Genomic DNA, 1,842 nt, shown 5'->3' with positions numbered 1-1,842 from the left:
AGCAGCGCCTGGCCGAGCTTGACGTCGTCCTTGCGGTCGTTGGACGCGATCGAGATCGCGAGCACCGGCGCAACCGGCGCGACCTGGACCAGCGCCGATGGCGCGGTCTTGCCGGTTGCGATGGTGTCGCCGGTCTTGACGCTATCGAGCTTGCCGAGCGCGATGGTGTCACCGGTCTCGGCCGATGGACGCTTGCTGTCATAGGCGCCGGTGGCGGCGAGAATGCCGGAGACGCGCGCGGTCTCGCCGGAGCTTACCTGTAGCGTCGCACCATCGTCGAGATGGCCTGATAGCAGCCGGGTCAGCGACAGCTTGCCGCCATGCTGCAGGTGCAGCGTCTTGAAGACGTAGCCGAGCGCCTCCTTCTGCTCCTTGACGCCCAGCCGGCGTGCGGTCTCCGCGACGCCGGGCGCCTCGTGCCGCAACGCCTTCATCAGCCGCAGCACGCCGTTCTCGCGCGCCGCCGATCCGATCAAAACCGGGCAGATCTGTCCCTCGCGCAGCTCGCGGGCGAGATCGTCGAATACCGCATCGCGGGGCGGCGGAATGTCGTCGAGCAATTGCTCCATCAGCGCGTCGTCGTGATCGGCAAGCTTCTCCAGCATCGAGAACCGTGCTTCTTTTTCACGATCGAGATTGCCGCCTTCGAGCTTGATCACTTCGGAGGCCTTGTGCTCGCGATAGACGAAGGCGCGCTCCAGCGCGAGATCGACGAAACCCTCGACCAGATCGCCGTTCCAGATCGGGATCTGGCGCAGCACCAGCGGCACGCGCGAAGCCGGCTGCAAGGTCGCCAGCGTCTCCCTGACACGATCATTGGCGCGGTCGATCTTGTTCAGGAACAGGAAGCGCGGAATGCCGAGATACTCCAGCTCGCGCAGAATGATCTGCAGCTGCGGCAGCTTCTTCTCGTCGGCCTCGCAAACCACGACCGCGGCATCGACCGCCGGCAACGCGGCGCGCATGTCATGCGCGAACTCGATCGAGCCCGGACAGTCGAGAAACGTGTAGCTGTCGCCCATGAAGCTGGTGGCGACCGCAGTGAGCGCGACGCTCATCTTATGATGGCGCGCTTCCGCGCTGGCGTCGCCGACCGAGGTGCCGGCGTCGACGCTGCCGGCGCGCGCGATGGCGCCCGTCCGTGCCAGGATTGCTTCGAGCAGAGTGGTTTTACCGCTTTGGAAAGGGCCCACCAGCGCAATGCACCGTGGACCTCGGGGACTACTGACGTCTTGTCCCATTCGCCGCCTCCTGTGTGTGGAGCTCGGCCCATGATTGGGTCGGCAAAGGCAAATGCTCTGCCTGACCGGATGCTTTGGCAAGCCGGAAAAATTTCGCTGCGCTGCAGGAACTATCGACCTCCCTCCGCCTGCCCGGCGGAGATAGATTCATCTTCACAACGAAGGGAACAACATTAGCGGCCGGGCCGCAGCTCCAGGCTCTCGAGGCCGGCGGAGACGTTGAGGCCGACCTGGCCTTGCACACTGAGCGGCTGCAACGCGATCGAATTAGCCGAGCCGCCGATCAGCACGTTGCCGCCGACGCCGACGCCGACCGAGGCGGAGCCCTGCGCGCCGGCATAGTCGCCGGAGAGATCGCCGATGCCGAGACGCTCCACCGGGGCATAGACCACCCAGGCAAGCGTCGATTGCTGGGTGATGCCGAGATCGACGCCGACTTTGCGAATCGTCGCGATGTAGCGATCCTCGGGCACGCCGTCGGCGCGCAGCACGCAGCCGAGATGGGTGACCGAGCCGACCACGAAGCCGATGCTGGTGCCGCCGCGGCATTCCAGCACGCCGACCCGCACGCGGGCCAGCTGCTGCGCATGGGCGCTGGGGC

2 protein-coding genes are annotated in these 1,842 nt (G+C 66.0%); both read right to left on the bottom strand.

Annotated features, from left to right (window positions below):
* Nucleotides 1-1,241, bottom strand: a 1,241-nt coding sequence (locus WA702_RS13650) for an elongation factor G (RefSeq protein ID WP_425111057.1), incomplete at its 3' end; no start/stop codon positions are given.
* A 173-nt stretch (nt 1,242-1,414) separates the two neighbouring features.
* Entirely contained in the window at nt 1,415-1,819 is a 405-nt protein-coding gene (locus tag WA702_RS13645; protein WP_425111058.1) for a DUF992 domain-containing protein, read from the bottom strand.
* Between the last annotated feature and the right edge of the window lie 23 nt (nt 1,820-1,842).

The sequence above is a fragment of the Bradyrhizobium sp. genome (assembly GCF_049798375.1).
In the GTDB taxonomy this organism is placed as follows: Bacteria; Pseudomonadota; Alphaproteobacteria; order Rhizobiales; family Xanthobacteraceae; genus Bradyrhizobium.
This window is presented reverse-complemented; position numbering and strand designations above follow the sequence as displayed.